The organism is Marisediminicola antarctica, assembly GCF_009930795.1.
In the GTDB taxonomy this organism is placed as follows: domain Bacteria; phylum Actinomycetota; class Actinomycetes; order Actinomycetales; family Microbacteriaceae; genus Marisediminicola; species Marisediminicola antarctica.
Genome location: NZ_CP017146.1, coordinates 2,725,986 through 2,752,434, shown reverse-complemented (window position 1 = coordinate 2,752,434; position 26,449 = coordinate 2,725,986). Strand labels below are relative to the sequence as shown.

Below are 26,449 nucleotides of genomic sequence, written 5' to 3'. Positions count from 1 at the left end.
GTTGACTCCGACGCCTCGGGCTGTATAGCATTCACGAGGGAATAGTACCGTTCCCCTACATGAACGAGGTTGCAATGAAGCGATCACTTAAAGCCGTGGCAGCCATCACCGTGCTTGCCACCATCTCCGCACTCGCGGCGTGCAGCACCGGTGGAGGCGCCTCATCCGAGGAAACCCTCACCGTCTGGACATTCAAGCAGTCAGAGGTCGAAGCCCTCGAAGCTGTTGGCGAGGCGTGGGGCGCCGAAAACGACATGAAGGTGAAGGTCAGCGTCTACACCCCGGACGATGCCTACGCCACGAAGATTCAGAGCGCTGCGAAAGCCGGCACTCTTCCCGACGTGCTCTCGGTCCACAGCCAGGGCGAGGACTGGAAGCTCGCGCAAGCGGGAATCATCAAGGACCTCAGTGAGAACTTCGATGAAGACTGGCAGACCCAGTTCCTGCCGGGCATCGTCGAGGCCGCAGCCCTCACGCAGACCCAGATCGACAACTCGGGCGACGATCCCACCACGACGCTCAAGGATCTCAAGGCCGGCAACTTCTACTCGATTCCCTTCCTCGCCGGCACCCCGGGCGTCGTTTTCGCTCGCAAGTCCCTGCTCGAAGCGGCGGGCGTTGACTCGTCCACGCCTCCGAAGACCTGGGAAGAGTGGGTTGAGTCGATGACCGCCACGGTCGAGAAGGACGCCGCAACGGGCGGACTCGTGACCGGGCTTTCCGTGCCCGAGACCGGCCTCTTCTGGCTGTACCGCCCGATGGCATACGCCTACCTCGGCAAGGACGCGTTCTACGGGCGCGACTCGGTCGACCAGACCCCCGCGTGGGACTCGGCCGAGAGCGTTGAGACGCTGAAGCTGTACGACCAGCTCTCACCGCTGTGGGCGCCAGGTGTGCTCTCGCTCGGCATCGACCAGGCAGACCAGGCGTTCGCTGACGGTTCAGCAGCGTGGGATGTCGGTGGAACCTTCACCCTGTCGTCGCTGACGACCTTCGGTGTCGACGCCAGTGACATTTCGGTCTTCCCGGTTCCGCCGTCGGCAGAGGGCGAGATCAAGTCGATCGCCTACCCGGCCAGCCCGCTGATCAGCGGCGCTGTCACCAACACGAGCAAGCACCAGGACGAGGCGATCAGCTTCCTGAAGTACCTGACCAGCGTCGAAGGTGCCGCGCTCTTCGCATCGACCGCGCTCGACCTGCCCGCCACGGCGATCCCAGAGTCGGAGCTTTCCGACCCGCTGCTCAAGCAGCTGGTCTCCGTTATCGCGACGACGACGGGTGACGAGTCCTTCGCACCGAACGACTTCTCGGCGCAGCCCGCTGGAACGGTTCTTCATGACGCTTCGGTGCTCCTGACGAACCTGCCAGCGAAGACGGATGACCCGGATGGCCTCGGAACCGCAATGACCGAGCTCTACACGGCTGCTTGGGCCGCGATCAAGTAATGTCCGGTTCCCGCGCACTCGTTACCAGCGCTGGAACACCGGCACCCAGGCGGCGGGCTTCATCCCGCCGCCTGGGTGGCCGCTTCACCGGCCTTCTCTTCGTCGCACCGGCCGCCGCTCTCTTCGCCGTCTTCGGGGTTTACACCATCGTCTACGGCTTCTCGTTGAGCTTCGCTCGGTGGAATGGCTTCTCGCCGAACTGGACCTGGACCGGCATCCAGAACTATCTGGATCTGCTCGGCGCCAATCCTCCGCTCGCCACCTCGGTGCGCGTCGCCAGCCAGAACACGCTCGTGGTCATGGTTGTGCTGCCCATCGCGGTGTCGGCAATCGGCCTCGTCCTCGCCGTTCTGCTGAACTCGATTCGTCGTTTCCGGGCGCTACTGAGAACCGTGTACTTCCTGCCCTATGTCACCACCGGGATCGCCGTTTTCTACGCCTGGCGTTTCGTCTACGAGCCCAACGGGTCTCTCAACGCGATCCTGTCGGGCCTTGGGCTGACCTCCCTCGTTCAGAGGGACGGCTTTCTCGGCAACCCGTTCACGTCGCTCGCGGCGGTTCTGTTCGTCCTCATTTGGGCGAACGTGCCGATTGCCATGCTGCTTTATCTGACAGGACTGCAGACAATTCCTGAATCGGTGGTCGAGGCGGCTCGCGTTGACGGCGCATCCACCTTTCGCACTCTGCGGTCGGTGATTCTGCCCCTGCTCAATCCGATAACGGCGCTCGTGATCATCATCCAGCTGAGAGAAGCGCTGCAGAACTTTCAGGTCTTCCTGCTGATGACAAACGGCGGACCCGTCGACAGCACGCAGGTGCTGAGCCTGCGCACCTACCAATTGGCCTTCGATCAGGCGAGCGACCTGGGCTACGCGAGCGCGCTCGGATGGATGCTCGCGGCTGTCGCGATCGTCCTCGCCGTCATCAACCTCAGAATCCTCAGGAGCAGGCAGTGACCACGATAAAGACCAGACGGGCGAGGCCCCGGAAGCGCTTCGCCAGTCGAGTCGCCGCCGTTCTGGCCATTGCCGCCTTCGCGCTGTACGCGCTGCTCTCGGTTTACCCGTTTCTCACGATGGTGTCGGGCTCTCTCAAGACGAACACCGAGGTGCTCACCAACCCGTGGCCGATTCCCATCAATCCCACGTTCGACACTCTTGTTGACACGTGGAATGCGCTCGACTTTCCGACCCTCCTGGTCAACAGCCTGATCATTGCGGGCCTGTCGTGCCTGCTGATCCTCATCATTTTTCCGCTCGCGGGGTATGCATTCGCGGTGCTCGACTTCCCGTTCAAGCGCGTGCTGTTCGCGATCTTCGTCGGGGCCCTGTTCGTGCCCGGCGTGACGGTGCTGTTGCCCATCGTCATCCTGGACCAGCAGCTCGGACTTCTCGGAACCCCCTGGGCGGTCGTGCTGCCGATAGTCAACGGCGCGGCGCCGATCGCGATCATCCTGCTGCGTGCCTACTTTTCGAGCATCCCCTACGAACTGCATGAGGCCGCGGTCCTCGACGGATGCTCGCCGTTCGGTATCTACTGGCGGGTCTATTTCCCGCTATCCCGCTCGGCGCTCATTACCGTAACCGTGCTGAACTTCGTCGCGGCCTGGAACGAGTATGTGCTTCCCGCCCTCACCAACGACGACCCGTCGCGGTATCCACTGCCGGTCGGATTGCAGGCCCTGCTCTCCTCGAACGTTGTGCAGTGGAACCAGGTGATGGCGGCATCCCTGCTCATTGTCGTGCCGATCATCGTGCTCTTTGTGGTGCTGCAGCGGTACTTCATCAACGGGCTTCAGGGATCAGTCAAGGGATGAGAGAGGTCAGCCAGATGGCGTCGAATGGATCAGCGGATGAGGTCGTCCTGTCCAATGGGAGCATCACCGCGTGCCTCGATCCGGGTCGTGGCGCCGACATCCTCGAGCTCACCCACGCGGCCAGCGGCATCGACGTTTTCTTCTCGACCCCGTGGCGCGAGCGCGCCGATTCGATACGCGCGGGCGCCGTGGCACCCGTGGGCACCGACTCGACCTCCATCTGGATGGAGCAGTACCGGGGTGGCTGGCAAATCATCTGCCCGAACCCGGGTGCCCCTCGGGTCATCGGTGGCGCCGAGGTCGGATTCCACGGCGAGACGTCTACGGCACCGTGGCGGGTTACCTCGCGCTCGTCCGCTAACGTCGCGCTCGAGTCGGAGCTGTTCACCATACCCCTCCGAGTGAGGCGCAGCGTTGCGCTCGACGGCGCCAGGATTACGGTCTCTGACGAGCTGCAGAATCTGAGCAACCAGCGGCTGGAGTTCGACTACTGCAGCCACCCTGCCTTTGGCGGGCCGATCCTGGAGGGGGACGTGCGGCTGACGACCGGCGCCGGCAGATTCCACCCCGACCCGGAAACCTTCGGTGCCGCGGGCCCTTCGGGGACACCGTGGCCGACTGGTGACTTCGGCGACCGGGACCCGGTTGACCTGAGCGTTCTCGGTCGGGATGCCACGAACCCGCTGGTGTTCGGATGGTTGAGCGACTTCGCTGATCGATGGGTGCAACTCTCGAACCACGATCTGGGCATCGCGGCGCGGGTCACGTGGGACGCCGCGGAGCTCCCCTTCACGTGGCTGTGGGAAGAACTCAACTCGACCCCGACCTTCCCCTGGTTCGGACGTGCCCGCACCATCGCGATCGAGCCGTCGAGCACACCGACGAGCGGGCCGCAACGCACGCCGGGGATCGTTCTCGACGCCCAACAGGCGATCTCGCTCTCCACCTCCATCGAAATCCTCGACGAAAGCGGAACGCGATGACTGAGCACGCGGGGCGCGTCGCGCTCGTCACCGGCGGGTCCAGCGGCATTGGTAGGGGCGTCGCGCCCGAGCTTGCGGAGCAAGGGGCGTCCGTTGTCGTTCACGGCCTCGTCCACGATCAGGCCGAATCTGTGGCCGACGAGATTCGGCGGTTCGGGCGCAGGGCTGTCGCAACGGCCGGCCCCATCGGGCTGGCGCAGACCTCTGAACGGGCGGTTGAACTGGCCCTCGATGAGTTTGGCGGTCTCGACACCCTCGTGACGTCCGCGGGCATCCAGTGGTACGGCGACGTCGTGGAGACGAGCGCGGAAGGATGGGCGGAGGTCTTCGACACCAACGTGACAGGCGTTTTTCTCGCCGCCCACTATGCCCTTCCGTTCATCCGGATGAGCGCCACCGGAAGCGTGGTCATCGTCTCCTCCGTGCAGGCAACGGCGAGCCAGGCCGGTGTGCCGGCTTACGCGGCGAGCAAGGGAGCACTTCTCGCCCTCGCCCGTGCAATGGCAGTGGACGAGGGACCGCACGGGGTGCGAGTGAACAGCGTCAGTCCGGGCTCCGTTGACACGCCAATGCTGCGGGCGGCCGCAGCCCGTTTCACCGAGGATCCCGACGCCATCGAGAAACTTGTGCGTAACTGGGGCACCGCCCACCCGCTCGGGCGAGTGGCCACGCCGGCAGAGGTTGGCGCGGTCGTCTCATTCCTTGCCAGTCCGAGGGCGAGCTTCGTCAGTGGCGACGACGTCCGCGTCGACGGCGGGTTGTTGTCACGGTTGGCCGCGGCCCTTCCCGAGCCGGATGCGGGTTCACGATGATGACCCTGACCGAACTGCTTTCGCCGCGGCCGAGTGCGCTCTGGCGCCTCGTGAAACAGTGCGGGGTCGACTCCGTCGTCACGCTGCTCGACGGGGGAGAGCAAGACCAGCGGATGTTCCAGTCCGTTGGAGCTGGCGACCCGCTCCGACCGGTCTCCCGCGGGGATTCCGCGCCCTGGAGCGAAGCATCGATTCACAGGTATCTGGAGCTGTACGCGGAGCACGAGCTCACTGTGGTCGCGGTCGAAGACACACCTCCGCTCGACCTGGTTCGCCTGGGCCTGCCCGGTCGCGACGAGCAGCTCGATCACCTCGCCGCCCAGATCGAGGCCATGGGACGACTCGGAGTGACCACCCTCTGTTACAACTGGATGGCGCTCTCCAGCTGGGCACGAACGAGCACGACGGTGCGCTCCCGCGGCCGCGCCCTCGTCACCGGTTTCCGGCGGGCCGAGGAGTCGTCGTTGCCGGCGATCGATGGGGCAGCGGATGCGCGCGCGGAGTATATGTGGAGTGCGTTCGCCTATTTCCTCGCGGAGATCGTCCCGGTGGCGGAAAGTGCGGGCGTGCGGCTCGCGCTGCATCCTGACGACCCACCGCTGCCCGTGGTTCGTGGCGTGCCCAGGATAATGAGTTCTGTTGACTCCTTCCGCCGCGTGCTCGACCTCTCTCCCAGCCCGGCGAACGCCATCACCCTGTGCCAAGGCAACTTCGCACTGATGACCGACGACCTGCCCTCCCTGATCTCCGAATTCGGAGCGCGCGGCGCCATCGCCTTCGTTCATTTGCGGGATGTCGCGGGGACCGCCGACGACTTTGTGGAAACGTTCCACGACGACGGCCCCACCGATCTAGCCGCGTGCCTGAGCGCGTACGAGTCTGCCGGATTCGATGGCCCCGTTCGCCCAGACCATGTTCCAACGATGTACGGCGAAGATAACGCCCAGCCCGGCTACGGAACGCTCGGCCGGCTCTTCGCGCTCGGTTATATCCGCGGCCTGCAGCATGCCATTTCCGGGAAGCCGTTGCTCCCCACCACCACGACCCAGTACAGCGAAGTGCCACGAGGAAGAGACGACTGAATGTACCTAATGCGAATAGGCGAGCGCGGCCACGAACGGCCGGTCGCTCGCCTCAACGACTCGGAGTACCTTGACCTGGCGGAGTTGGGGGACGTTGACGAGTCCTTCTTCGCGGATGGGATGGCGCGCGCCGCAGCACTTATGCAGGAGAAGATCGGGCGCCGCGACATCCGCCGCTTCGACGCGGAGCGCATCGGGGCGCCGATAACGCGACCGCACCAGATCATCTGCGTCGGGCTTAATTTCTCTGACCATGCGGCGGAGTCCGGAGCGTCCGTTCCGTCTGAGCCGATTATTTTCTCGAAGTCTCCCAACACCCTGATCGGTCCGAACGACGATGTGCGCATACCGAAGAACTCGAGCAAGACCGATTGGGAGGTCGAGCTCGGAATCGTGATCGGCAAGCGCACCCGCTACCTCTCGTCAGAGGCTGAGGCCGAGGCGCACATCGCGGGGTATGTCATCTCGAACGATGTGAGCGAGAGGGAATTCCAGCTGGAGCGCGAAGGCCAGTGGATGAAGGGCAAGTCGGCTGAGACGTTCAACCCCTGCGGCCCCTGGCTGGTCACCGCTGACGAGATTACGGATCCGCTCGCGCTGGGCATGTGGCTCGACGTTAACGGCGATCGTCGCCAGACCGGGTCGACCGGAACGATGGTGTTCTCGCCGCACTACATCGTTCACTACCTGAGTCAGTTCATGGTGCTCGAACCGGGCGATCTCATCAACACAGGCACGCCGCCCGGAGTCGGCCTCGGGATGACGCCGCCGACTTACCTGCGACCGGGCGACGTCATGACGCTCGGCATCGACGGGCTCGGAACGCAGAAGCAACACGTGGTGAGCTTCGACAGGGAAGATGGGGTGAAGAAGTGACTGGCTTCGAAGGTATTGTCGCAATCGTCACGGGCGGATCGAGCGGGATCGGTGCTGCCACGGCAGTCATGCTCCACGAGGCCGGCGCACGAGTGGCCGTTTTGGATCGCATGGTGGGCGCCGATCCGAGGCTTAGCTACAAGGTCTGCGACTTGGTCGACCGGGACTCCGTCGACCGCGCGGTCGCCGAGGTGGCAGAGGAGCTCGGCGGAATCGACGTGCTCATCAACAATGCCGGCATCGGTGCGGTCGGAGACATCGCGGCCAACTCCGACGACGAGTGGCGGAACGTGTTCGACGTCAACGTGTTGGGGATCGCGCGCGTTACTCGCGCTGCGCTCCCCTTTCTGAAGCGATCGTCCCGCGCGGCGATCGTCAATACGTCGTCGGTCGTCGCGAAAATCGGGGTACCCCAGCGCGCCCTCTACTCGGCGACGAAGGGTGCGGTCCTCTCGCTCACCCTCGCGATGGCGGCCGATCACTTGAGCGACGGAATCCGGGTTAACGCTGTTCTGCCAGGCACGGCCGACACGCCATGGGTGTCTCGTCTTCTTGCAGACTCCGCTGACGCAGAAGGCGCCGCCGAGTCGCTGCGGCGCAGGCAACCCATGGGCCGCCTTGTGACCGCGGAGGAGGTCGCTACCTCCATCGTCTTCCTCGCGAACCCCCAATCGATGTCCACCACGGGCACTCTTCTGCTGGTTGACGGGGGTATGGCTGGGGTCCGCGTCCCAGTTGCAGGCTGATGATCGCGCTTGAGCGGAGATCTGGGAGGAGGGGTGAGCCGTGAGCCGTACAGGCTCGATTACGAGCGAGTCCGCACTTGCGCGCTCCATTTCCGAAGCCACGGATACCACGGTTTCGGCGAGCGCTTTCGACCGCGTCATCACGGCTGTTGACGCATCGCACTACCTGCTGACTCCGCGCGCGGTAGTCACTCCGAAGTCGGTGGCGGAGATCGCTGAGCTGTTCGCGTTCGCCACGGCGCAGGGCGAAGCTCTGACCTTCCGATCGGGCGGCACGAGTCTTTCGGGTCAAGCCTCAACTGCGAACATCCTCGTGGACACGCGCAAGTACTTTCGCCATGTCGAGGTGCTGGCCGACGGTCACGTCGCGCGCGTTGGGCCCCGGTGCCACAGTGCGCCAAGTCAACTCGCGACTGCTGCGGCACGGCCGAAAACTGGGGCCGGATCCCGCAAGCGAGATCGCGTGCACGATTGGCGGGGTCGTCGCCAATAACTCCAGTGGTATGGCATGCGGGACCGCTCAGAATACGTACGAGACACTGCAGTCTGCGGTCATTGTTCTCCCCAGCGGAACGGTCGTCGACACTTCGGAGCCGGACGCGGATAGGCGGCTCAGGGTAGCGGAACCGGCGTTGTGGCACCGGCGTTGTGGCACCGGCTTGCCGGCCTACGCGAAGAGATTCTGACGAGCCCCTCGATGACAGCCGAGGTGCGCCGCCAGTATCGCATCAAGAACACGATGGGCTACGGACTGAACTCGCTGGTCGATCACGAGTCGCCGGCGCGAATGCTCGCTCACCTCATTATTGGCAGTGAGGGAACGCTTGCTTTCCTTGCGGAAGCCACCTTCAACACCGTGCCGCTCCACAAATTTGCGGCCACCAGCTTGCTGGTTTTCCGCAGCCTGCGAGATGCAACGGACGCCCCGGTGAGAATCGTGGCGACCGAGCCCGCCACAGTCGAATTGATGGATGCGGCGATCCTCCGTGCGGCGTACGGTGATGCGGAGTCCCGGGCGGAGCTCCCGTCGCTGGAGATCGTGGACCACTGCGCGCTCCTGGTGGAATATCAGGCGGCATCCGACTCCTCACTGGACGAGCAGGTCGCCGACGCTCGCGCCGCTTTCGAGGAACTGCCCGTCGTTCTGCGACCACAGCTCACGACGGACGCGAGGGTTCGAGCTTCCCTGTGGCACATTCGCAAGGGGCTCTACGCGACGATTGCGGGGGCGCGCCCCTCGGGTACCACCGCTCTGCTGGAGGACATCGCGGTGCCGGTCGAGACACTCTCGGCGACGTGCGCAGGTCTCACAGAACTTTTCGTTCGACACGGTTATCCGGATGCCGTCATCTTTGGTCACGCCAAAGACGGCAACATCCACTTCCTCATCAACGAGAACTTCGACGCGCCAGCCAATATCGAACGGTGCCGCGCGTTCACGGAGGACATGGTCGACCTTGTTCTGGAGTCGGGGGGGAACCTTGAAAGCCGAGCACGGCACGGGCCGCATTATGGCCCCTTTCGTCGAACGGCAGTACGGCTCTGACCTCTACCGAATCATGGTGGAGATAAAGCGGGCCATCGATCCGGCGGGGATACTCAATCCCGACGCGATCCTCACCACCGACCCTGATCTTCACCTGCGCAACCTGAAGTCGACACCCGCTGTTGAGGCCGAGGTCGATAGATGCGTCGAGTGCGGCTACTGCGAGCCGGTCTGTCCGAGCAAAGATCTCACGACCACGCCACGGCAGCGAATTGTCGTGCAGCGGGCGATCGCGGAGGCTGTGGGGCGCGGCGATCTCACCCTCGCCCGCGAACTGAGTGAAGAGCGGGAGTATGAAGTCGTCGACACCTACGCCGTAGACGGGATGTGCCAAACGGCGTGCCCCGTTCGGATCAACACCGGCGACCTCGTTCGGCGCCTTCGATCGGACAAGGTCGGTGTGCTCGAGAGAGGGGTGTGGAACGCAGCGGACAAGGCGTGGGGACCGGTCACCACGGCGGCGTCCGCGGCGCTGACAGTCGCCGCATCCGTGCCGCCGCCACTCATCACAGGCGTCAACCGGCTGGCCAGAAAAGTGGCGGGCGCCGATACGGTGCCATTGTGGTCCAGCGACCTTCCCCGCGGAGGCGCAAAACGGTCTCGGGCGCAAGGAGGGCCGGCGGCCACCGCAGTCCATTTCCAGGCCTGCGTCGGAGAGATGTTCGGCCCCGCGGAGGGGGCGTTGGCGTCGGCACTGCGTTCGAATCCCTTGCAGCCAAGGCGGGCGTGCAAGTGACGCGCCCGGCGAGCAACGGGAGCCTCTGCTGTGGCACGCCGTGAAAGTCGAAGGGGATTTCCGTGGGCTACGACGACATGGTCGAGAAGACCCTCGCGGCGCTCTGGGCGGCCTCCGACAGCGGGCGAATGCCCGTCGTGTGTGACAACTCCTCCTGCTCGGAGGGCCTGGTGGTCGCCGCCGAGAAGGCCGCGGAGAAGCATCCCGAGTTCCACCCGTTGCGCATCGTTGACGCCGTCGACTTCGCCGCGGAGCACGTTCTACCACACATCGACATTACCGACCGGCTCGAAACCCTTGCCGTGCATCCGACCTGCTCCAGCACTCGCGCCGGGTCCAACGCCAACCTGAACAAGCTTGCCAGGTCGGTCGCTGCCTCAGTCATTGTGCCCGACGCGTGGGGATGCTGCGCCTTCGCTGACGACCGTGGAATGCTTCACCCGGAGTTGACCGCCAGCGCTACCGCTGCCGAGTCGACGGAGATCGAGCACGCAACGTTCGATGCGTACGTCTCATGCAATCGCACCTGCGAGATCGGGATTACTCGAGCCACGGGGCATCCGTACCAGCACATCCTCAAAGTGCTCGATCGCCTGACGGCACCTGCCATTGACGACAGCAGCACTCCAGGGTAGTTTTAATCTGTGAACACAAGTTCACGTATATGAACGGCGCCGTTCATGAGGGTGCCAACGCCCTATCCGGTTACGAGCTGCGCGGTACTCCCAGCGACAGATAGGGATCTCCCATGCGCCATCGCAACGTTTATCGCAGTCTTGCCGCCACCATGGTGGCCGTTCTCGCAGTGTCGCTCGCAGCGGTGACCGATTCGGCCGACAGGTCGTTCGCCGATTCGCTCAGCGGCTCAAGTGCGGTATCTGTCGTCGTCGCGAACTCGACGACCGGCGTCGTGAAGGAGGGTCTGGGCTGGAACGCCGAGAACGTCTGGCAATCGGAGAACAAGATTGATGGCGGCATCAACTGGGGGACCACCCAGTGGGACCAGTACAACAACATGGTCAAGTTCCTCAACCCACAGGTCGTGCGTCTTGGAGTGCAGGTGCCCTATTGGTCCCCCAGCTATGGCACGTACACGTGGAACAGCTCGTGGATGCAGAACCTTTACCAGCAGCTGGATGCTTACAAGGCCGCCGGGGTCACCGTAATGCTGTCCAACTGGTGGACCAGCTCGAACTACCCCGACAACTTTTGGTGGTCGGAGACCTCACGCAACGGCACGACCGATCCGGATTCGTTCAAGCGGAATGACCTGCCCTACGACAATGCCAAATTCTCCGAGGCGCTCGTGGCAGGAATCAAGCACCTGACGGTTACCAAGGGGTACACCAACATCAAGTACCTGTCGGCGTGGAACGAGCCCGACTGGAACTTTGTGTCGGCCAACGCCTCTTACCCTGCAAGTGCGACCAGCGGCAGCAACACCTTCTGGCCGCTCTACACGAGCATCGGCAACGCGCTCACTACGGCGGGCATCCGGAGTCAGGTTTCTATTGTGGGTCCGGAAACCTCGTGGATCGAGCGGTTCGGACCCAACATCAAGACATATGTCAAGACGCCCGCTGCGGGCCAGCCCCAGCAGTTCGGCCAGGTCGTGGATGCGATCGCCGTCCACGACTACGACAGCTTTTCTGACCACGACACACGCACCTATGACAACGCGAGGGACTATTTCACGGCGACATCCACCATCGGCAGGGTTGCCGACATTAAGACGAGCGTGAACGCAACATACGCGGCTGCGGGCAAGCCGGCTCCACCGATGTTCGTCGCGGAGTGCTGCAACACCGCGTACGGGGCGGCGTACATCAACGACGCATCAGCAGTCACGGACGATGGGCTGTTCAGCGCCGAGATGTCAGCACGCTACCTGTCATCGGGCGTTGACGGCGTCATGCGGTGGAACCTCACGACGACGTCTCAAGGCGGGCTTCCCTACGAGACCGGCTTCGTGCCGATCACCTACGACTTTCCGAGTCAGACCTTTAGCGCCCAGGGCGGTTCGTACTACTCGGCCGCGATTTTGTCACGGTACCTGTCCAAAGGCGCGAGCGTGCACAGCACCACGGTGACAGGGGCGGGGTCGCCCGCCAGAGTATTCGCCACCGCGCTAAAGCGGGCGGACGGCAACTGGACGATCTACCTGGTGAACAACGATTACACCGACCGGCAGGCAGACCTTGACCTCTCGGCACTCGGCATACCGACGTCGACTCCTCTTTACCAATACGAGTGGAGTTCGGGTAATCCCAATGGCATCCTCGCCAAGCAGGCCTTGACCTATCAGGGGCGCACGTTCAACCTTCCCTTGGCACCTCGCAGTGTGAGCACGTTCACCACTCTCGGGTCGGACTTCACGCCGCAATCGATGCTCACCGTGAATCAGGCGACGGGCGGGGTGACTGCCACATCGGTTGCAGCTCCTGTCGCGAACAGCGGGTTCGAGACGGGCAGCTCCTCGGGATGGACCACGACCGGCTCGGTCACCGTGCAGAACAGCCCAGTGTGGGCTAACGCCGGCTCCTACGTCGGAACGCTCAACTCGAGCGTCGGTGCCGCCGAACTCGCACAGACCCTCACCGGCCTGTCCGCTGGCAGCTACGTGCTTTCCGCTCACATACGCACGGCGGGCACAAACACGGCGACGATAGGAGTGAAGAACTTCGACGGAACCAAGAATTATTCGCAGGATGTCACGAGTTCTGTTTATCGGAGTGCCAGCGTCTACTTTACCGTGCCGACCGGCGGCGGGAGTGCGACGGTCTACGTGAAGGTGCCGGCCGGTTCGAGCGGCACGTTCGTGAACCTCGACGATGTGCGTGTCGTTCGCATTGCAAACCTGGCCAACGGCGGCTTCGAAAACGCGTCGCCCTTCTATTGGACTGCGAGCGGATCGGCTTCCCGGCAGGCCGTCACGAGCGCCCGGAGCGGTGGGGTTGTGGGGACCATCAGCACCTCAACAGGTGCGGGAAGCTTCTCGCAGACCGTGAACGGACTCGCCCCCGGAAGGTACAGCTTCAGCGGATTCGTCAGGGGTAGCGCGGGCATTACCTCGAGCATCAGCGTCTCGGGGTATGGCGGGGCGACTGTCACCGCTTCGGGAACGTCGTCATCGTGGCAGCGCGTGAGCGTGCCGTTCACGGTAACCACGGCGAATTCGACAGCCACCGTCACGTACTCGGCCCCCGCTGGGTCAGCTGGTTCCTACAGCAACGGGGACGACTTTGAGGTCAAACGCAACCCGAGCCCGCAACCGAACTACACGGACTTGCTCGCGGATTTCAGCAAGATGAGCAGTCACAGTGCCAACTTGGCGTTCGATGGAGCCAACTCGGAGTTTTTGGGATACAACTCTCATCGCTTGGTCCGGTCAAGCAACACCGCCGCGTATGTGGCGTACACGGTGCCGTCGGGTACGACGATGAAGGGGTTCGTCGTGTCCTCGTACTTCTGGCCCGGAGAAGCGATCGCGAACTTCCAGTTCGCGACATCTCCTGACGGTGTCACGTATACGCCAATCGCGCCAACCCAAACGGCGGTTCCCGATCCGATCGGGACGAACTGGACAGTCGTGGGATACACCAATTCGACGGTGCCTGCGGGAACGAAGTTCCTGAAAATAACCTTTGCCAATACGACCGCCAACTACTGGAATCCGCAGCTTAGCTCGGTTCAAATCTTCCACTGACGCGCAGCGGACGCGCATCGCCCGACGCGCGGATGCCGGGCGATGCGCGCTTTCAGTGGCGGGCGTTCAAACGATTGACTAGACTGACCCTGTCAGGCATGCTGCGCAACTCGCAGCCGCACACGCGAAGAAACGAGTACCACAATGACGCAGCAAACCCCCAGCGCTCTGGAGCCGCGGAGTGCAACAAAGGAGCTGGTTGATATCTATCGCTCGGCCCTCCGTATCCGGATGTTCGAGGAGAAAGTCCTCGAGTTGCGAAAGTCAGACGAGGTCAAGGGATCGGTTCATCTCTGCATCGGCCAGGAAGTGGTCCCAGCGGTGGCGGCGCGGATACTCCGACCGAGTGACCCGGTGCTCGCGACATACCGGGGGCACGGTTGGGCGCTCGCATCCGGGGTGCCGATGCTCGACCTGTTCGCCGAGATCCTGGGACGAGCGACAGGTACCAATGGGGGACGCGGTGGGTCTGCCTACCTGAGTTCCGCGGCGCATCGCTTTGTCGGCGAAAACTCCATCGTCGGCGCCGGCCTGCCGATTGCGAACGGAATTGCGATGGGCGGTCGAGCCCGGGGCGGAGACGACGTCGTGATGGTCTCGTTCGGTGACGGTGCAACGAACCAGGGCGCGTCGCATGAGGCATTCGTGCTGGCCGTTGCTCGCCAGCTGCCCGTCGTCTTCGTCTGCGAGAACAACGAGTGGTCCGAGATGACGGCGATCCGGGACGTCGTGCCTGTTTCGCTTTCGGAGCGTGCTCGCGCCTACGGAATGGATGCGAGAACCGTGGATGGGACTGACCCGATCGAAACTGGCGTAGCGCTGCTGCTAGCGGTAGAGCGGGCTCGATCGGGAGGAGGGCCGTCGTTCGTTGAGTGCCTGGTGCCAAGGATGCTCGGCCACTACAACGCCGACATCGAGCACTACCGCAGCGAGGATGACAAGCGTCGTGCCGCGGGCCGGGACCCGTTGCCCCGCCTGCGCCAGCGCATAGTGGAACTCGACGACCTCGGGTTCGACCCGGACGTGGTCGAGACCGAAGTTCGCGACGAAGTCGAAGCGGCCGCGCGGGAAGCGATGACGCACCCCTTTCCCGATGCCGCCACTGCCACGGATCACGTCTGGGACCTGGCAGCGAAAGCAACAGCGCGGCCGCTTCCGCGGGAGGGCAAGTCAGTCGCGTTCGGCCTGGCCATCAACGAAGCAATTCAGCGCGAACTTGCTGAGCGGCCCGAGGCGCTCGTCTTCGGAGAGGACGTCGCTGCACCGGGCGGAGTCTTCGGTGTGACACGCAACCTGCAGCGAAATTTCGGCAGTGATCGCGTTTTCGATACGCCGATTGCCGAGTCCTCGATTCTGGGCGGTGCGCTCGGCGCGAGCATGGGTGGGGCGAGGCCCATCGTCGAAATCATGTGGATGGATTTCATGCTGGTGGCGCTCGACCAGCTCGTGAACCAGGCAGCGAACGTCCGTTACCTCAGCAGAGGAGCGCAGGTGGCGCCGATGGTCGTGCGAACCCAACAGGGCGTCACGCCCGGCTCGTGCGCCCAGCACACCCAGTCCCTGGAGGCGCTCCTCTTCCATATCCCGGGAATCAAGGTGGGGATGCCTTCAAATCCCCAGGATGCCTTCGCGATGACGAGGGCGGCCGTCGCAGACGACGATCCGGTGGTGCTGATCGAGGCGCGGTCCATGTACCTCGACAAGGGCATCGTGGATTACGAAGCACCTCGCGAGTCGGTGGGAGGTGCGCGCCTGGCCCACCAGGGCAGCGACCTCCTCATCGTGAGTTGGGGAAGCATGGTGAAGAACGCGCTGGCTGCCGCCGACATCCTCGCGGGCGAGGGCATCGCCGCGGGAGTACTCGACCTTCGCTGGATCGCTCCGCTGGATAGGGGCCTGTTGACGGATGCCGCGCGAGCGCACTCAGGACGGGTGCTGGTCGTGCAGGAGGCGAATCTCACGGGCGGAGTTGCCTCCGATATCTCCGCGATTCTCTACGAGGCGGGTGCTGCGACGAGGGTCACGCGACTGGGAGCGCCGGATACTCGGATCCCCGCCTCCGCGGTGCTGCAGGCCGCATTGGTTCCGGACATCGCCGAGATCCTGCGCGCGGCACGGGAACTGGCGGTCTGATCTGCGATCGGGTCGTTATCCGCGACTCGACCGCCACCCGGCCACGACCTCCAGGCACAGGGAGGGTCCGGCTCCAAGATAGGTTCGAGGGTCCATCGGCTCCGGTTCGAGGATCCCCGCTGTCCGCGGGTCGCGCTCCAGTGCTGTGTGGAGAGTGATCGCGTCGGCGCGAGCGGTCGCGGCTGCTGCGTAGACAAGGTCGTGTGCGGTCTCGCGGCCGTGTTCTCGGCTCAACGCCATCATGTATGCCTCTGACATGACGAGCCCCCTGTCGAGCTCGAGGTTTGACCGCATCCGATCGGCGTTCACTTTCAGGCGCGGCAGGATGCCCACCATTTCGTTTGCCGAGGCGCAGGCGAGCACCGCCAGCCGCGGAACCGACTCCCATTCGGCCTGCCATTCCCCAGCCGCTCGCTCCTGGGGAACAACCATGGCATGAAGAAGGGCCGTCACTCCGCTCGCGGTGGCGATGGCGGCGCCGATCGCTGACTCGCTCGAGATCGGGTTGGCTTTTTGGGGCATGGTCGACGAGGCGCCGCGGTGGTGTCCGCCCGGCTCGTTGATCTCGCCTATTTCGGTTCGCGACAGGTCGACAATCTCGCGCGCCAGGCGAGCCATCGTGCCGGCGACCGCTGCGCACAGAAAGCCGAACTCGGCCACAGAGTCCCGAGAGGAGTGCCACGGGACCACCGCGTCGTGAAGTCCAAGGTCATCAGCTACCAGCCGTCGGATGGTGGCGGATGAAGCGCCGTAGCCAGCCGAGGTCCCTCCGGCACCATGAAGGGATACTCGCGCGACTCGCGGCTCTGCCGCCCGAAGGCGATCCAGGTGCCGGCCGAGCTCTGCGACGAAGGTCGACAGTTTCGTTCCGAGGGTCGTTGGCACGGCCTGCTGGCCGTGCGTTCGTGCCGCCATCACGGTTGTTGCGTGCTCCTCGACCAGGTCGCACAGGGCATCGCCGGCATCGTGAGTGAGTTCGATCAATCGGTGCAGCACCCGTTTCATCTGTATTGAGAGAACGGTGTCCATGACGTCCTGTGTGGTGGCACCCAGGTGGATCTTGCCCCGCGCACCCGGTTCGACAAGCTCGTCGAGCTGGCGAACCAGGGGGAGGATTGGGTACCCAACGTTGTGAGTCTCCTCCCACAATCGATCCAGGTCGATGTCGGCTACGCCGAGCCGCTCAAGGCAGGCCGCAACATCCGGCGGGATGAGTCCTAGGGACGCCTGGGCGCGAGCGAGCGAGGTCTCGAAGGCCAGCCACCCAGCCACCGTGGCCTCGGGGGACATGATCTCGTTGGCGACGGGGTCGATCGCCGCGACGCTCAACAGTGAGAACCCGCGGATGTCTCTTCGAGCGCCGTTATGCACGTGTGAACCATCTCTCTCTACAGTTGTAAACAACGTCCTTCAATCGTTTGAACGATTCTAGCGCGCACAACGGTTAGACATGCAGTGCGCGAGGTAGTGGTGTTGACCAACTAAGCGCGAACAGCACCCGAGGATTCGCGTACGACGAGCGTCAGTGGGTCGTCGATCATCCGCGACTGGGGTCCTTGCGAGCCGTTGATGCGACCGAGGAGCAAATCGAAGGCGCTGCTGCCCATCGTCGCGAGGGGTGTTTGCACGATGGTGATGGGAGGGGACTCGAAGCGCGCTGAAGGCATGTCATGGAGGGCGACCACGCTGACATCCGAGGGCACGTGCAGGCCGCGCATCTGTAGGCCGTGAAGGACTCCCGGAGTCGCCGCGACGGTCGCAACGACGATCGCCGTGGTGTCCCCGTGAGCCGCAATCAGCTTGTCCACGGCGTCGCACCCGGCCGCGGCATCCCACCCCCGCATGTTGACGACCGGAATACTCGTCAAGCCCGCGTTCCGGATTGCTCGCTGGAAGCCTTCCTCGCGGCGTACCGACGTGTCGACGCCGAAAGCGCCGTTGATGAGTGCGATCCTCCGATGGCCGAGTTCGAGGAGGTGCTCGGTCGCCAAACGGATGGCGGCGGTGTCGTCGATGGTCACGCTGTCGAGCCCCTCCGCGGCGCGATTGACCAGAACCAGGGGAGCCTTGATCTCGCGTAGCGCCCGCAAAGTCAGGTCGGGAATTTTTCCGGTCGCGATGAGCAGCCCGTCCACGCGACCTTCGGCGAGAAGCCGCGCGAATTGTTCTTCCCCAGAGGCATTGCCGAATGAGCCGCCGAGCACGATGGCGTATCCAGCTTTCTCGGCTTGCCGTTGCACACCGGCGACGATCTGCGCGTACACCGGATTCGTCAGGTCGGGAAGTACAACGCCCACTGTCCGGGTGCGCGAGGTTCTGAGGCCCCGGGCCGCGGCGTTGGGAACGTACCCCGTCTGTTTGAGGGCAGCCTCGACTCGGGTTCTCGTTGGAACCGTGATCTTCAGCGTGGGGTCGTTATTCACTACCCGGCTCACGATGGCCGTGTCGACCGCCGCGATAACGGCAACATCTTTGAGCGTGACTCTCCGTGTCGGAGGCGAAGGAGGCACCTGCGATTCGTCGGGTGAGGCGGTCATCTACTTACGCTCCAGTCCGGGCGCGAGCAGAACCTTGCCGGCCGCTCCGCGCCGCGCCAGCCCGATCGCCGCCTCCACGTCGTCGAGGCCGAATCGATCTGTGATCAGGTCGCGAGGGTTGAGCGTCGAAAGCAACCCCATCGCTCGGGTGAACGTGGTTTCCACGCCCCACGCTCCCACAATCGTCAGCTCCTTCGCGAAAATTGCGTGGGGGCTCACCTGGGCTCGAGCTGCCGGGTTGGCTACCCCGACGACGATGACGGTTCCGCCGACATCCGTTGCGTCAATCGCATCCTCGAGCGCGGAGGCGGAACCCACTGCCTCGAACGCATAGTCGACGCCGCGGCCCCGGGTTTCGGATCGGACCCAGGCAGCCAGATCGGAACCCCGAGGGTCGAACACGACGGCACCGAAAGACTCGGCGAGTCGCCGCCGTTCCGGGCTCGGTTCGCTCACCAGGACCGTCGCGACTCCGCAGCGTGGCAGGAGGCAGCTGAGCAAAAGACCCATGGGCCCGGCTCCAACGATGAGGGCGGTCGATCCTGGGCGGATGCCGGCGCGGTCGATCGCGCGCAAGACACAGGCGGTGGGCTCCGATAGTGCGGCCATGTCCAGGGCCAGACCGGAGGGGATCCGCTCCACGAGCCTCTGGTCAACCACCATCTCGGTTGACCACCCTCCGCCGACGGGACGAAGGAAGGATGTGCACCGAGTGCTGCTGCCCACCCTGCACATCCGACACCTGCCGCACGGGGTGCGTGGCAGAACACAGACCTCGTGGTCGACCGACAGCCCTGTGACTCCGTCACCGATCTCCACAATCACGCCGGACTGCTCATGCCCGGGAACCACCTCGGCCCCTTCCAGAACTGATCTGTGAGTATCGGGCGAGTCGATCAGGTGGAGATCGCTTCCGCAAATGCCGGCAAACGCGATCGCAACACGCACGTCGAGGGGTCCAAGCGCAGCGGGACGGTACTCCCGAACTGCGATACCGCCGGAGCTACTGACGAGCGCGCGCGCCGCCCGCGGCAGCAGTTCAGCCATCGAGCCGGCTCGAGCTGAGCGCGGTGATCGGAACCAGGCAATCCGCATCGCCATTAGAGCGACCGAGACCCTCGATTACCATGCCGTCGCCCGCCCAGGGTTGCTCGGCCCGTTCGCTCGGTTCGAGATCGGCCCACGCCGAAGTGATGAACATCTGAGACCCCGACGGCCCCCCGAAGGTGACGCTGCTTGGTTGGCTCATCGGTGTGCGAAGTTCCCGAATGGTGGACCCTGTCGAGTCGAGCTGTCTGACCACGTGACCGCCCCAGAACGCTACCCACACCGTTCCGTCGTCCGCGATGCAGAGGCCGTCCGGTAGGCCGTCATCCTTTGTCCCCTGCCACCAGACTCGTCGATTCTCGACGCAACCGCTCTCGAGGTCGAAATCGTAAGCGAAGATGCGACGGGAGTAACTGTCGGCGTGCAGCATGACGCCCGCCTCCGCAAACCAATCGATCCCATTGGGGAGTGCGTAGCCCCCTGCCACGACCTCCAGCGAACCATCCAGGTCGAGGCGCATCAGGCATCCGTCATCGTCACCGAGGCCTACCCCGCCGATCCACCAGCGGCCCATCGCGTCGCAGCGACCGTCATTCAACTGTTTGAGCGGTGTCGGAAGGTGTGCGAACTTCGCTGGCGGCGTTATCCCGTCCCAGGAGTAGAGGCCGTCCCGACAAGCACCGAGGACGGCTCCGCTCACATGGCGGGCCGTGCACCCGAGCGGGGCTGGAAATGTCACGGCCGGGGACCCGGACTCGAGACCGACGAAGAAGCCGCCGGTCGATATGTCTATACAGGTCCACTCCTGAAGATGGGGGTCCCAGCGCGGTCCTTCACCGACTTCGAGCTGCGACGGAATCCGACGTGCGGACACTGATCGCACGTCGCTCGTACCCTCGAACTGGAGCTTCACATCATCCATGCACGGCATCCCTTGCACTATTCAATCGTTTGAGCAATCATGACAGGAATAGTTTGATCAGCCAACGCGGAAGATGCAATGAGGGAATTTTGATTCGCATGTCGGGAGCGCCGCCAATGTCGGCGTCGGGCAGCAAGCGATCCATAGCGGACGACCGATCGTGACAAGCCCTGAAATGGAATCGTCACACCCGTGGGCACGCCAGGCTCTTTGGTGGTCGGAGAGGCAGCGGTCGCGCCCCTTGCTGTGGCCGGCCGGGGAGAGTTGGTTCTCAAATGACCCCCTTGGTCCGCTCCCGCACACCCATCCTGGAGCCAGCGAGGTCTATTTCGTGGCCTCGGGAGAACTTCACGTCACGGTGGGTACCACGGACTTGGTCCTGTCGGCGGGTGATTATTGCCTGATACCGCCCGGGACCTTCCACTCGCCCCAGAATCTCGCCTCGGAAGATCTCAGGATGCTCGCCCTCGTATCGCCCAACGTGAAAGGCGAACGATGGAAGACCGCTCCCTTTTCGGCGGAGGATTTCGAGGGGCAACCGCTGGTCGGGAACGTATTTCGGAACACTGCACTGCCTGATTCCGCGCATATTCGCGGCGAACCGATTCACCTCAGTCAGGGAAGCCTTTGGAGTTTCGAGAACGAGGCCGCGGACACCACCATCTGGGTCGTCGAAGGTGACGTGGAGGTCACTGTCGGGATGCTCGCCGGAAGAATCGAGCCGAGCTATCACGTGACGGCGATGGCGGGGGTTCCGGGTAGCATTCGTGCTATCTCGGATGCGATCGTGTTGGTCCTCGAAGCGTACGGTGACGAGAAGATTACAACGCTCTAGCTGGTAGCAGTGGTCCCTGGGCCTTTCTCCCGAAGCCCTCAGCCACGAGCAGCAGCAGGCGGGTGAGCTTGTCGGCCTCGTCCGGCGTCGGACTTACGGCTCCGATGCTATGCATACCCCCGCTACGTGCGCGGGGGCACTTGCTTGCCGACGATCTCGGGATCACAACTGAGAACACGGCGAAGTGGTGGCATAATCACCTGCGAGAAGGCGAGACCTTTCAGTCGGGCCAGCTCGTCATCGTTGATGAAGCGTCACTCGCGGGAACGCTTTCCCTGGACCGAATCACCCAGCTTGCTGCTGATGCTGGGGCGAAAGTGTTGCTCGTCGGAGACTACGCGCAGCTCCAGGCTGTCGACGCGGGCGGCGCCTCTGGGATGCTCACGCATGATCGTTATGACGTGCCCGAACTCGCCGACGTTCACCGCTTCACCCACAACTGGGAAAAGCGTGCGTCCCTCGATCTTCGCCATGGCCACACCGACGTCATCGACACCTACAACGAGCACCAACGCATCATTGACGGGGACACCGAGGAAATGATCGATTCGGCGTATACCGCCTGGCGCAGCGATCTCGTCGCGGGGCGTGCAACGGTTCTCGTCTCAGACTCCAATGAATCGGTGACCGCACTCAACAACCGAGCGCGCACCGATCTGATTCTCGATGGCGCCGTTCGCGGGTCGCGTGAGTCTGAGCTGCACGATGGAACCCATGCGGCATCCGGTGACATCGTCATCACGCGCCGCAATGACCGCCGTCTATTGGCAGGGCGCAGTTGGGTGCGTAACGGCGACCGCTGGAACGTCGTCGATGTTCGACGCGACGGATCGATGCTTGCTCGGCGTGCTGGGAGTTCCTGGGGGACCAGCGTTCTTCTGCCAGCCGACTACGTCGCAGAGCACGTCGAACTCGGCTACGCCGTGACATCCTTCCGCGCGCAAGGCCTCACTACCGGAACGGCACACGTCCTCGTCGACTCGACGATGTCCCGGGAGAACTTCTACGTGGCGATGACACGGGGTCGTGCTGCCAACGTCGCCTATGTAGCTGTCGACAAGCCGGACCCGTCCCACGATGGTCCACATCCGGGTGAGAACGATGAAGTTACCGGCCGCAGCGTGCTTATCAGCGTCCTCCAGCACGTCGGTGCCGAACTTTCCGCGCATGAAACGATCGCCGTTGAACAAGATTCCTGGGGAACGATCGCGCAGCTTGCCGCAGAATACGAGACGATCGCCTCGGCCGCGCAACGCGACCGGTGGGCCGCCCTGGTGCGGACATCCGGCCTCAGTACAGAAGATGCCGAGGAGGTCATTAGCTCGGATGCCTTCGGCCCGTTGACTGCGGAGCTGCGCCGTGCTGAAGCCAACCATCATGACCTGGCCGGCTTGCTCCCGCGTCTCGTCTCTGCGCGTGACTTTGGGGATGCGGACGATATTGCTGCGGTTATCCGCCATCGACTGATAGCGGCGACGGCTCGGCCGGCTGGGTCGGGGCGTTCACGGAAAGCGGCCAGGCTCGTTGCGGGGCTCGTGCCCGAAGCGATGGGGTTGGTCGCTGATGACATGCGTCAGGCGCTCGATGAACGTCGTGACCTCATCACGCAGCGAGCCGATGCAGTGCTCGGCAAAGCCATCGCAGATGGTGCGCAATGGATCGCGTCACTCGGTGAAGCTCCTGCTGGGGCATCGGGGCCTGAGAGCTGGCAGTTGGCGGCGCGGACGATCGCCGCGTATCGCGACCGGTACTCCGTCGCGACGCCGAGCCCGCTTGGGCTTCGACCCGAGGCCACGGCGCAGCGAATCGATCACTCCAGGGCCGAAGCAGCGCTCAACGAGATCCGCCGTATGAACGCCGCGGCCAAGGGTGTGCAGTCCCATCGTGAGCCGTCTGAGCGGACTTCGGAGGGGCGGGTGCTCTGACCGCTGCCCAGTCGCGCTGGTACGCGCTCGTACCTTCAACAAGCCGCGCTGAGGAAGATGAGCGATTACAGGCCGCGTGAATCGGGTAAGCGACGATCACAAGCTGCAGCGATGCGAAATGCTCGTGACAGCTCCGCATGGTGGTCGTTGCTCTTGTCCTCGTCGGCGAGTAGAAGGACGTCATCGGCACCTGTGACCAAACCCGCGCGTCGGTCTTGAATGAGGAGATTAGAGCCAGTGCTGGCGGCGCTCGTCACTGGGCCAGGAACCGCACCAACAGCGCGGCCAAGCTCCGCTGCCTCGTCGGCGACACGCAGCGATCCCGACCGTGCCCCCGCCTCAACGATCACCGTCGTCGAGGAAAGCGCGGCCATGATCCGGCCGCGGTCAAGAAAGCGCTGACGTGTTGGCGCGGCGCCCGGTGCAACTTCGGAAACGAGGAGACCGTGCTGCTCAATACGCGCGAACAAGTCAGCGTTCCCGGCAGGGTATGCGCGATCGATCCCACCCGCGAGGACGGCGATAGTGCTTCCGCCGCTGGCCAGTGCGGACTTGTGGGCGACTGTCTCGATACCGAATGCGCCGCCAGCGACGATCGCACGGCCGCTGAGCGCGAGGTCGCTGGCGAGTTCAATCGCCATGTGGTCTCCGTATGCGGTGGAGGCACGCGCGCCGGTCAGCGTGATGCGGTCGGCGAGAGGCTTCGCCAAGAGCGCAGTCTCACCGCGCGTCCAAAGCACGTACGGGGTGCGTTCACCGAGATCGTTGAGGGAGACTGGCCAATCTCTCTCGCCCGGAATCAGCACCTGGAGACCCTGCTGTTCGAAGGCTTCCATTTGAGCTGCCAAAGCGTCAGGGCTGTTCGCAGCGTGCAAGCGCTCCCGCCATACCGCCGAGGCGACTTGGTCGAGGCCGGGCACCGCGCCGTCAGCATCAGCGAGGCGCAGCAGCTCGACAGCGCCGACTCGGCCAAGGAGGCCACCGGTCGTTTGATCATTCGGTGCAGCCACGATTGAGAGAACGGTTCGCGCGCTCCGCTCGTCGTGCGCGAGCGAGGAGAGGGAAGTCATCATCGGGCTCCTTCACAGCCAGTCATCACTGTGGAGGTGAACAGAGCCGCCCTTTCCTATGTCGTTGGTTCGGCGTACCCTTGGAACCAGGCGACACACTCAATGTTCGCCATCGCCCACGCGATGGCATGACGGCCCCAGGGCAGTCCTCCAAGGTTCCACGTTGCCGAGCCATGGGAGGACCGTTGTCATGCTTCGAATCATCTGGGTTATCAGCATCCACCTCCGCAACTTCATGCGCAGGTACATGCCCACCAACATCCTGCTCGACGCGATACGTACCCGACGTGGGCTCAAGTGGGGCGTGCCCGCGATGCTCCTCGCCATCCCGTATCTCTTCGCCGCGAGTACTTGTACGGCTCTGATCGACGGGGGAGCGTCCCGCTGGCTCTACGTCGTTGCTCTTGTCTGCATCTGGAACGCGCTCAAGTTCATCGTGATCGGTCCCGTGTCGGCCGTGTTCTTGCTCCGATGCAAGCGTGCTGAAGATCGGGCCAGACAACGCAGCATGCCGCCGCCCGTTCCTGCTCCGGCGTAGAGCGGCCTCGCGAGCAACGGATGCGACCCGCGGAGCCATGATCTGCTCGCCACGAGCGTTGGTCTCATAGGATTGGGACAATGTGACAATCGAAACGAGGAGGTTCCTGCGTGTCCGTTGTCCAATCAAGCGCAGGGAATGCTCCCCAGCTCGATGACCTACCAGCTCCAGCAGCCCCGATATCACCGGCGCCATCGTTGCTTGGTCCGCCCGTACCCCCTGCCCAGCGAATCTACTTCTACTCTCCCGATGAGTGGGAAGTGTTCATTTCTGAGTGGGCGGTCGGACTTGGTGTCGGCTACCACCAGGTCAAGCGACTTGGCGGCCCAGGTGACCGAGGAGTCGACGTGGCCGCCTTCAGGACCGAGCGTGGGCTCGAAGACTCATGGGATTGCTTCCAAGCAAAGCATTACGCGGCTTCACTCGTGTTGTCCGATGCTCTCCCCGAGATGCTCAAACTCTTCCGCGGAGTCGTCGATGGATACTACGTACTACCTGACCAGTACGTGTTCGCTGCGCCGCGCGGATGCGGAGGCTCCCTCAATCGCCTCTTGAGTAGGCCCACTGAGCTGCAGACGAAATTGCTAGAGACCATCGATTCCCGTAGCAGCGCTACCAAGGAAATCGATGATGGGACTTTACAGTCGATTCGCGACTTGGCGACGGCATCAGACTTCTCGATGTTCCGTTCTACGGAACTCCGCGAGATGCTGGATGTACATCGGGGAACGCCATACCATGCTGCTCGGTTCGGCACGACGCTGCCTGCTCGGCCTCCAGCGGGCGACCCACCAAAGAAGCCCGCGCCGGTTGAAGTGACCTACGTCAGGAAACTTGTCGATGTCTACAACGAGCAGGACCCAGGCACATGCGTCGACACGGAGTCAGTAACCACTCACGCAAAGTACGGTGTGCACCTTCAGCGTCAGCGGGAAGCTTTCTACGCGGCAGAAGCGCTACGACTTTACGCGAGGGACTCAGTGCCGGACGGAACGTTTGAGTTGCTGCAAGGCGATGTTTACGCGGGCGTTGTGGACACTGCAGAAGCGGACCACGCGAGTGGTTTGGATCGACTCCGTGCGGTCCTGACGCAGTCGGGGCAACTTGACCTTGGTGCTCACTCACTCATCTCCGTATCGCGGATAGAGGATCGTCAAGGAATATGCCATCAACTCGCCAATGGAGACCGATTGACATGGGTGGCAAGCGATGAGTAGCCCCCTCAACAGCCCGCTCGAAGTCGGCTTACGCGTTCTCATGCTTCTGGCCGAGGCGTTTCCAGCGCACTTGGACATCAATCGTCTGGTTTTACTCGATCACGGCTTGCTTCATAGCGCAGACCTCAACGGCCCAGAGAGCCTGCACCCGCCCCTTCCTATACGAGCAGGCGAACTCGGGGTGAAGAGGCAACACATCGAGGATGGGCTCCAAGTCATGATCCGCGCGGGCCTCGCCGAGATGTTTGCCGAGAACAGTGGTATCGAGTTCCGTGCAAGCGAGGCCGCGGAGAGCTTCCTGAGACTCCTTGAGACCGACTATGCGCACGCCCTGCATGACCGCGCGCAATGGGTCGTGGAGGAGCTTGGAGCCATCGACGACGACCACCTGCGAGATCGCATGCGAGAAGTCTCATCGCACTGGCCTGAGGAGTTCGAGTTCATGCAGGTGGAGAGCGGAGCGGATTTCTAGATGGG

25 protein-coding genes and 1 pseudogene are annotated in these 26,449 nt (G+C 63.5%); 20 read left to right on the top strand and 6 right to left on the bottom strand.

Annotated elements, in window-relative coordinates; translation table 11 throughout:
• The first annotated feature begins 74 nt into the window (after nucleotides 1-74).
• From BHD05_RS12760 to BHD05_RS12710, 15 genes are all read left to right on the top strand, one after another.
• On the top strand, nucleotides 75-1,445 hold the full coding sequence (locus BHD05_RS12760) for an ABC transporter substrate-binding protein (protein ID WP_161886767.1): 1,371 nt from the start codon (nucleotides 75-77) through the stop codon (nucleotides 1,443-1,445).
• Complete coding sequence (locus BHD05_RS12755; protein WP_161886766.1) at nucleotides 1,445-2,401, top strand: carbohydrate ABC transporter permease; 957 nt, start codon at nucleotides 1,445-1,447, stop codon at nucleotides 2,399-2,401. The genes BHD05_RS12760 and BHD05_RS12755 overlap by 1 nt, the downstream gene beginning before the upstream one ends.
• On the top strand, nucleotides 2,398-3,261 hold the full coding sequence (locus BHD05_RS12750; RefSeq protein ID WP_202614220.1) for a carbohydrate ABC transporter permease: 864 nt from the start codon (nucleotides 2,398-2,400) through the stop codon (nucleotides 3,259-3,261). Before BHD05_RS12755 ends, BHD05_RS12750 begins: the two co-directional genes overlap by 4 nt.
• Nucleotides 3,258-4,244: a DUF4432 family protein gene (locus BHD05_RS12745; RefSeq protein WP_161886765.1), complete on the top strand. Its 987-nt coding sequence runs from the start codon at nucleotides 3,258-3,260 to the stop codon at nucleotides 4,242-4,244. Before BHD05_RS12750 ends, BHD05_RS12745 begins: the two co-directional genes overlap by 4 nt.
• Nucleotides 4,241-5,056, top strand: coding sequence for an SDR family NAD(P)-dependent oxidoreductase (locus BHD05_RS12740; protein WP_161886764.1), 816 nt, complete (start codon nucleotides 4,241-4,243; stop codon nucleotides 5,054-5,056). The genes BHD05_RS12745 and BHD05_RS12740 overlap by 4 nt, the downstream gene beginning before the upstream one ends.
• Nucleotides 5,053-6,138 carry a mannonate dehydratase gene (locus tag BHD05_RS12735; protein WP_161886763.1) on the top strand — a complete coding sequence of 362 codons (1,086 nt, stop codon included), beginning with the start codon at nucleotides 5,053-5,055 and terminating at the stop codon, nucleotides 6,136-6,138. Before BHD05_RS12740 ends, BHD05_RS12735 begins: the two co-directional genes overlap by 4 nt.
• On the top strand, nucleotides 6,139-7,014 hold the full coding sequence (locus BHD05_RS12730; RefSeq protein ID WP_161886762.1) for a fumarylacetoacetate hydrolase family protein: 876 nt from the start codon (nucleotides 6,139-6,141) through the stop codon (nucleotides 7,012-7,014). It begins immediately after the preceding gene.
• On the top strand, nucleotides 7,011-7,760 hold the full coding sequence (locus BHD05_RS12725; protein ID WP_161886761.1) for an SDR family NAD(P)-dependent oxidoreductase: 750 nt from the start codon (nucleotides 7,011-7,013) through the stop codon (nucleotides 7,758-7,760). The genes BHD05_RS12730 and BHD05_RS12725 overlap by 4 nt, the downstream gene beginning before the upstream one ends.
• A gap of 40 nt (nucleotides 7,761-7,800) precedes the next feature.
• Nucleotides 7,801-8,253 (top strand): FAD-binding oxidoreductase, encoded by a 453-nt coding sequence (locus BHD05_RS15985; RefSeq protein ID WP_236966542.1) that lies wholly within the window; start codon nucleotides 7,801-7,803, stop codon nucleotides 8,251-8,253.
• Nucleotides 8,153-8,446, top strand: a complete 294-nt coding sequence (locus BHD05_RS15980) for an FAD-binding oxidoreductase (RefSeq protein WP_236966541.1) — start codon at nucleotides 8,153-8,155, stop codon at nucleotides 8,444-8,446. Before BHD05_RS15985 ends, BHD05_RS15980 begins: the two co-directional genes overlap by 101 nt.
• 11 nt (nucleotides 8,447-8,457) lie before the next feature.
• A complete protein-coding gene (locus BHD05_RS15975) occupies nucleotides 8,458-9,306 on the top strand; it encodes an FAD-binding oxidoreductase (RefSeq protein ID WP_236966540.1) in 849 nt (282 codons plus the stop codon).
• The gene (locus BHD05_RS15970; protein WP_236966539.1) at nucleotides 9,272-10,042 is read left to right on the top strand and encodes a 4Fe-4S dicluster domain-containing protein; all 771 of its coding nucleotides are present in this window, start codon (nucleotides 9,272-9,274) and stop codon (nucleotides 10,040-10,042) included. The genes BHD05_RS15975 and BHD05_RS15970 overlap by 35 nt, the downstream gene beginning before the upstream one ends.
• 62 nt (nucleotides 10,043-10,104) lie before the next feature.
• On the top strand, nucleotides 10,105-10,677 hold the full coding sequence (locus BHD05_RS15965) for a (Fe-S)-binding protein (RefSeq protein WP_236966538.1): 573 nt from the start codon (nucleotides 10,105-10,107) through the stop codon (nucleotides 10,675-10,677).
• A gap of 113 nt (nucleotides 10,678-10,790) precedes the next feature.
• Nucleotides 10,791-13,748: a carbohydrate binding domain-containing protein gene (locus tag BHD05_RS12715; protein ID WP_161886760.1), complete on the top strand. Its 2,958-nt coding sequence runs from the start codon at nucleotides 10,791-10,793 to the stop codon at nucleotides 13,746-13,748.
• 144 nt (nucleotides 13,749-13,892) lie between these two features.
• Nucleotides 13,893-15,881, top strand: coding sequence for an alpha-ketoacid dehydrogenase subunit alpha/beta (locus BHD05_RS12710; RefSeq protein ID WP_161886759.1), 1,989 nt, complete (start codon nucleotides 13,893-13,895; stop codon nucleotides 15,879-15,881).
• A 15-nt stretch (nucleotides 15,882-15,896) separates the two neighbouring features.
• On the opposite strand, the gene BHD05_RS12705 is transcribed toward BHD05_RS12710, so the two are convergent.
• The 5 genes and pseudogenes from BHD05_RS12705 to BHD05_RS12690 all read right to left on the bottom strand — a co-directional run bounded on the left by BHD05_RS12705 (nucleotide 15,897) and on the right by BHD05_RS12690 (nucleotide 20,387).
• Complete coding sequence (locus BHD05_RS12705; RefSeq protein ID WP_161886758.1) at nucleotides 15,897-17,252, bottom strand: class-II fumarase/aspartase family protein; 1,356 nt, start codon at nucleotides 17,250-17,252, stop codon at nucleotides 15,897-15,899.
• Between the two features lie 110 nt (nucleotides 17,253-17,362).
• Nucleotides 17,363-18,418: a LacI family DNA-binding transcriptional regulator gene (locus BHD05_RS12700; RefSeq protein ID WP_161886757.1), complete on the bottom strand. Its 1,056-nt coding sequence runs from the start codon at nucleotides 18,416-18,418 to the stop codon at nucleotides 17,363-17,365.
• Nucleotides 18,419-19,081, bottom strand: a complete 663-nt coding sequence (locus tag BHD05_RS16190; RefSeq protein ID WP_236966537.1) for a zinc-dependent alcohol dehydrogenase — start codon at nucleotides 19,079-19,081, stop codon at nucleotides 18,419-18,421. It lies immediately after the preceding gene.
• Nucleotides 19,082-19,105: 24 nt separating this feature from the next.
• Nucleotides 19,106-19,465, bottom strand: a pseudogene (locus tag BHD05_RS16185) (alcohol dehydrogenase catalytic domain-containing protein); the annotation flags it as partial.
• On the bottom strand, nucleotides 19,458-20,387 hold the full coding sequence (locus BHD05_RS12690) for an SMP-30/gluconolactonase/LRE family protein (RefSeq protein WP_161886755.1): 930 nt from the start codon (nucleotides 20,385-20,387) through the stop codon (nucleotides 19,458-19,460). The pseudogene BHD05_RS16185 and the gene BHD05_RS12690, both read right to left, overlap by 8 nt.
• Before the next feature lie 331 nt (nucleotides 20,388-20,718).
• Between BHD05_RS12690 and BHD05_RS12685 the strand changes: the two genes are divergently transcribed.
• Both BHD05_RS12685 and BHD05_RS12680 read left to right on the top strand, forming a co-directional pair.
• Nucleotides 20,719-21,222 (top strand): cupin domain-containing protein, encoded by a 504-nt coding sequence (locus tag BHD05_RS12685; protein WP_161886754.1) that lies wholly within the window; start codon nucleotides 20,719-20,721, stop codon nucleotides 21,220-21,222.
• 140 nt (nucleotides 21,223-21,362) lie between these two features.
• Nucleotides 21,363-23,147, top strand: a complete 1,785-nt coding sequence (locus BHD05_RS12680) for an ATP-dependent DNA helicase (protein WP_236966536.1) — start codon at nucleotides 21,363-21,365, stop codon at nucleotides 23,145-23,147.
• Between the two features lie 65 nt (nucleotides 23,148-23,212).
• On the opposite strand, the gene BHD05_RS12675 is transcribed toward BHD05_RS12680, so the two are convergent.
• Nucleotides 23,213-24,220, bottom strand: a complete 1,008-nt coding sequence (locus tag BHD05_RS12675) for a DNA-processing protein DprA (protein ID WP_236966535.1) — start codon at nucleotides 24,218-24,220, stop codon at nucleotides 23,213-23,215.
• 187 nt (nucleotides 24,221-24,407) lie between these two features.
• Between BHD05_RS12675 and BHD05_RS12670 the strand changes: the two genes are divergently transcribed.
• The 3 genes from BHD05_RS12670 to BHD05_RS12660 all read left to right on the top strand — a co-directional run bounded on the left by BHD05_RS12670 (nucleotide 24,408) and on the right by BHD05_RS12660 (nucleotide 26,444).
• Nucleotides 24,408-24,755: a sulfate permease gene (locus BHD05_RS12670; RefSeq protein ID WP_161886753.1), complete on the top strand. Its 348-nt coding sequence runs from the start codon at nucleotides 24,408-24,410 to the stop codon at nucleotides 24,753-24,755.
• 260 nt (nucleotides 24,756-25,015) lie between these two features.
• Complete coding sequence (locus BHD05_RS12665) at nucleotides 25,016-25,972, top strand: ABC-three component system protein (protein WP_051478613.1); 957 nt, start codon at nucleotides 25,016-25,018, stop codon at nucleotides 25,970-25,972.
• Nucleotides 25,973-26,012: 40 nt separating this feature from the next.
• Nucleotides 26,013-26,444, top strand: coding sequence for an ABC-three component system middle component 2 (locus BHD05_RS12660; RefSeq protein WP_161886752.1), 432 nt, complete (start codon nucleotides 26,013-26,015; stop codon nucleotides 26,442-26,444).
• The last annotated feature ends 5 nt before the right edge of the window (nucleotides 26,445-26,449 follow it).